This window comes from bacterium (assembly GCA_009926305.1).
Taxonomy (GTDB): Bacteria; Bdellovibrionota_C; UBA2361; order UBA2361; family RFPC01; genus RFPC01.
The window spans coordinates 1-4,200 of sequence record RFPC01000131.1; the positions used below are offsets into that span (position 1 = coordinate 1).

Consider the following 4,200-nt stretch of genomic DNA (forward strand, 5'->3'; position numbering starts at 1 on the left):
TGATTTGACATTAGAATGTATCTCCTGTTTGTAATCCGTCGTAGTTATCAAGGGTACCATCGGCAGTTTCCGTGGTATTTACAGCGTTGAGCGTATCTCCGTCTTGTGGATCTACAGCATCAGAAGTATTTGTAAAGGCGGAAAGATCTCTTGTAGATTCAAGGGCATCTACCAACTCATTAACACCGAGAGTCGATTCTGGCATTGTTGTTTCAATACCGAGTGTACTTGAGTCAAGAGCTTCTGAGTATGTACGTGGTGAAGACATTGCTTCCTTCCTTGGGAATTGGAAGAAGCGATTGTTTCCGCCCTCCATCTGTACCCAGCGATTTGTTGAGTTTTCAGTAAAGCTTCTTCCTCTTCTATAGGAACTCTTAGTCATCGAGCAAGCACTATTCCAATAGCGATATGCTTCTTGCCACTTAAGCCCTGTAGAAGGAGATGCTTTAGCGGCCCATAACTCTAATTGCTGAAGAGCTTGCTCAGCAGCATCGATTACTTGTTGGCGAGGACGAAGAACATCTAAGTACCATCTTGCTAAGATGGCTTGAGTGCGACGATATGACCCAGCGATAAGAATCTTGCCCTGAGGCGGAGCCGTTAAGATATAGTTATTGATTAATGTTGCAGCATCATTGAGTGCAATTTGGATCTTATCAAAATTAATATTGTTACCGGTAGGATTATCAATATTTGATAACTCTACGGCCTCTTGATACCCAAACACCTCAATAAAGTAATCCACAGTTGCCGGATTACAATTATCCGCTACTCCAAACTTATCTGGATAAGGAGAATTCGGCATAATTTAAGTCTATTCCTACTAGAACTTTAAACTATGATATAATTGTGGGATATGAGCCTATATAGCGCCTATCTTACGTCCCTTGATTTAGCCCTTAGTAGGGACATAAGAAGCGATACGTTTGTAATTAAGAAGACAGTAAGCTACCTAGAGAAGGTAGTGGCAGACATCCATAAGGGAGATCCAAGAATTATAAGGGAGATGAGCAGTAAACTCGAGGAGTATTTTGATTCAACGATCCATCTCGAAGTTACATTAGAGGACCTATTTGGTCACTTTGATAATGATAATAAGAGAATTTATGAGAGGAATATCGCAAAACTTCATGATCTTAAGGCAAGAATAGACCATCTATTATCCCCGAACACATAAAAAAAGAGGCCCGAAGGCCTCAAGGAATTTATAGTGATTAGGCTCAGGCAACAGGGTTGTTGAAGATGAAGCCAGAACCACACTTGCCATTTTCACCCATGCCGACGAGCTCGAAGCTACGCTCAACGAGGATGTCGCCGGTGAACACTCTGCGCTCAATGTTGAAGCGCTCAGGAGTGGCGATAGGATAGCCACTGAGAGTGTAGGTGTAGGCGAAAGCAGGGTTACCATAGTTGGCATCAAGAGCAGGCATGAAGCCATCGGTAGCTCCTGAAGGATGGTAGAAGAGAACAGCAACGTTGTTGTAGATATTCTCAAGGGTGCCATCAGCAGCAAGCTTAAGACGACGTGCTACACGGATCTCATCAAGACCGAAGATCTGAGCAAGAGTCTTCTCGTCGATGAGAACGCCGCGCTGCATGAAGTCGCGAATTCTCTTGTTACGCTTGAGGGCGTTAAAGGCGTCAGGTGAGATAACCATCTTGTTAGGATAAACGCCGATTTGTGAGCGAACTTGCTCCTTGGCGTCGTCCATGAGGACCTCAACGTCAGCGGTTGGGCTGTTGAACTGATCAGCACCACCATTGTAGGAGGAGAGATCGAGAACGTTGCCGGACTCATACTGGGTGGAATCGGTTACGATATCAGCAACCTGAACTTCCCAGGACTGCATGAGGCGATTGGCGGCGTCCTTAGCAGCAAACTGACGAAGGTCAATTTGGGCAGCGCCGTTCTTGGCTTCAGCAGCGACTTCTTCGGCGATTTCCCAGCTGATCGCTTCCTGACGGAGAGCGAACGAACGGGTTCCGAATTCGTTCTGGATCTTCTGGATGTTAGTTCCAGGAGCGCGGAGGAACGACTGAGCCGCAAAAGCCTCCTTACCAAAAACGAGTGTGCGTCCAGCTCTGGTATTCATAGATACCGAGGGAGCAAAGAATGTAGCTACGCCTTCAGCGTTCTTGTAGCCTTGAGCGAGTTGCGTAAGAATAGGGTCAATTACGCGTACCTGATCTAGATTCATCATAGTTAATTACTCTCCTTTAAGTATCTATCAAGCACCAGCTTCGTTACCGAGCTTAACGCGGATATATTGACCAGCGCCAGCAGATGTGATAGCATCGAGGGCACGACCAAGAACCACGCCTTGTCCGCCGTCATTAGCCTGGCCAGTGGCGTTGGCAACAACAGCATCATCAATAGCGAAAGTAGCGGTTGAATCTACCTCAACGATAGCAATACCGGAGGTAACAATTGAAAGAAGACCTTGGTATGGGAATACGCTGGTCTTGAATGGGGTTGTGGAAGGATTGAGTTGACCTTCATAGACGGCATTGGTGCCATCATCAACCTGATAGCCCTTAGCGGTGAGTTCACCTTGGCCAGGGGCTGCATAAACACTAACACCAGCGGCATAAGCACCGGCGGAAGGATAAGCACCACCACGAGTTACGAATCTGTGAGCTTCAACAGCGGCTGTTGTCTGCACAGTTTCAACGTACTGGTGGTCAAAAGACATGTAACGTGGGTCAGTTGCCATTTTAGTTTACTCCTTATGAGTTATCTGAAATAATAGCCTTCAAAGCTACGGTGTATTCAACGCCTTTGCTCTCGGCATACTCCAACGCTTGAACGTGGAGATCCGCGGTTGAGGGGTCGTAAATGTAACCATCAGCTGAAGGTGAGATTGACTTCTTAGCTGCTGGAGCTGAAGCCTGGGTCGCGAATTCTTCAAAGCTGACCATTGAGGGTAGGTTCTCAAGGACATTTCTAAAGAAATCAAATTGTGAAGTCTTACCGGACTCCGAGAAGTTTACGGAATTCTTATTATTAAGAGTTTCCATAAAACGTACAAGGTCGGTCTTAGGAACGATTTGCTGAGTAAGCTTACCATTCTCGTAGAGAGTCTCACAGAAATCAGAGATTTCCTTCTCTCTCATCAACTTCTTCTGTCTGGAAAGTTCTTCTTCCAATTCGGCTACCCGAGCTTGTAAATCGCTCTGAACTCCCATAGCAGACTCGCTATGATCCAGAGTTCCTGTAGCCTCTTCTGGTGAGGTCTCTTCCGCCATATCGCTCTTTTCTTCTTCCTCTTCTTCTTTATCCTCTTCGTAGCTCTTGCATCCCTCTCCGTTATCAGAAACCTCAGTCTCTTCCTCGGCCTCCTCCTCGGCGTAGGTTTGCTCTCCCTTGGGCTCTTCAGCACCCTTTACCTCTTCGGATGTGGGATGCTCAGCCTCAGAAGGCTTTTCACCTTCCTTCACTGTTTCGCCCATATCTTCAGATTCCTTTTCTTCATCTTCCTCTGTCCCTTCTTTCTCTCCGCCTTCTTTTTTGGCTTCGAGTGCCTTCTTGAGTCCTTCAGGCATTTCGCCATAGGACATATCTCCACCTTCCATCATGGAAGCAGCATCTGTTTTTAGAGCTAGAGCCTTAATTAACTCATCAATTTCGTATTCTGAAGCGAGTTGAGCGATCTTTTGATCATCGCCTTCCATATCACCCGATACATCATCGGTTTCCATTTCAGGACCTTCATCTCCGCCTTCTTCTGCAGGCTCAGCCGGTGTATCAGCACCAGCCTCGGGCATATCTCCACCTTCGGTCAGTATCTGAGTCCATGGCATCAGGAGTTCCATCGCCATCATCATCAGAATCCATCGCATCAGGAGTTCCATCACCGTCAGTATCGGTGCTATCAGCATCGTCGGTGGGAGGCTCATCAGCCATGCTCATCATAGGATCCTCAGCAGGCATTTCTGCATCCATGCCATAATCCATGTCATATTCTGCAGGAGCGCCAGTCTCAGAGATCTTATTTCCGCTATCATCATAGACATTAGCGCCGGAAGTACCTCCGCCACCAATGTTAATATTAACAGTCATTCCCCCTTCGGAGTGTTCGATCACCGAAGCAGGAGTTTCTGTTTTGGTTTTTTTCCTAGCCATAGTTTGAGTTTTTCCTAAGTTTTCTTTAAACGAAATAGAAGACTCCCCTTCGGAGGGGGTAAATGTGATAGTTTCCG

General features: G+C 46.5%; 6 protein-coding genes. 1 reads left to right on the forward strand and 5 read right to left on the reverse strand.

Annotated elements, in window-relative coordinates; translation table 11 throughout:
- Nucleotides 1-10: 10 nt before the first annotated feature.
- Nucleotides 11-805 carry a hypothetical protein gene (locus EBR25_12625; GenBank protein ID NBW41828.1) on the reverse strand — a complete coding sequence of 265 codons (795 nt, stop codon included), beginning with the start codon at nucleotides 803-805 and terminating at the stop codon, nucleotides 11-13.
- A 51-nt stretch (nucleotides 806-856) separates the two neighbouring features.
- Between EBR25_12625 and EBR25_12630 the strand changes: the two genes are divergently transcribed.
- Nucleotides 857-1,177 carry a hypothetical protein gene (locus tag EBR25_12630; protein ID NBW41829.1) on the forward strand — a complete coding sequence of 107 codons (321 nt, stop codon included), beginning with the start codon at nucleotides 857-859 and terminating at the stop codon, nucleotides 1,175-1,177.
- A 43-nt stretch (nucleotides 1,178-1,220) separates the two neighbouring features.
- Here EBR25_12630 and EBR25_12635 read toward each other — a convergent pair whose 3' ends face one another.
- Genes EBR25_12635 through EBR25_12650 form a run of 4 tightly spaced genes read right to left on the reverse strand, consistent with a single transcriptional unit; the run spans nucleotide 1,221 to nucleotide 4,123 of the window.
- On the reverse strand, nucleotides 1,221-2,201 hold the full coding sequence (locus tag EBR25_12635; GenBank protein ID NBW41830.1) for a hypothetical protein: 981 nt from the start codon (nucleotides 2,199-2,201) through the stop codon (nucleotides 1,221-1,223).
- Between the two features lie 27 nt (nucleotides 2,202-2,228).
- Nucleotides 2,229-2,714: a hypothetical protein gene (locus EBR25_12640; GenBank protein ID NBW41831.1), complete on the reverse strand. Its 486-nt coding sequence runs from the start codon at nucleotides 2,712-2,714 to the stop codon at nucleotides 2,229-2,231.
- Between the two features lie 13 nt (nucleotides 2,715-2,727).
- Complete coding sequence (locus tag EBR25_12645; protein ID NBW41832.1) at nucleotides 2,728-3,765, reverse strand: hypothetical protein; 1,038 nt, start codon at nucleotides 3,763-3,765, stop codon at nucleotides 2,728-2,730.
- On the reverse strand, nucleotides 3,746-4,123 hold the full coding sequence (locus EBR25_12650; protein ID NBW41833.1) for a hypothetical protein: 378 nt from the start codon (nucleotides 4,121-4,123) through the stop codon (nucleotides 3,746-3,748). The genes EBR25_12645 and EBR25_12650 overlap by 20 nt, the downstream gene beginning before the upstream one ends.
- Nucleotides 4,124-4,200: the final 77 nt, after the last annotated feature.

Coding starts and splice junctions, on each gene's coding strand:
- EBR25_12635 (NBW41830.1), bottom strand. CDS start 2,201: ATGATGAATCTAGATCAGGTACGCGTAATTGACCCTATTCTTACGCAA.
- EBR25_12640 (NBW41831.1), bottom strand. CDS start 2,714: ATGGCAACTGACCCACGTTACATGTCTTTTGACCACCAGTACGTTGAA.
- EBR25_12650 (NBW41833.1), bottom strand. CDS start 4,123: ATGGCTAGGAAAAAAACCAAAACAGAAACTCCTGCTTCGGTGATCGAA.
- EBR25_12645 (NBW41832.1), bottom strand. CDS start 3,765: ATGCCCGAGGCTGGTGCTGATACACCGGCTGAGCCTGCAGAAGAAGGC.
- EBR25_12625 (NBW41828.1), bottom strand. CDS start 805: ATGCCGAATTCTCCTTATCCAGATAAGTTTGGAGTAGCGGATAATTGT.
- EBR25_12630 (NBW41829.1), top strand. CDS start 857: ATGAGCCTATATAGCGCCTATCTTACGTCCCTTGATTTAGCCCTTAGT.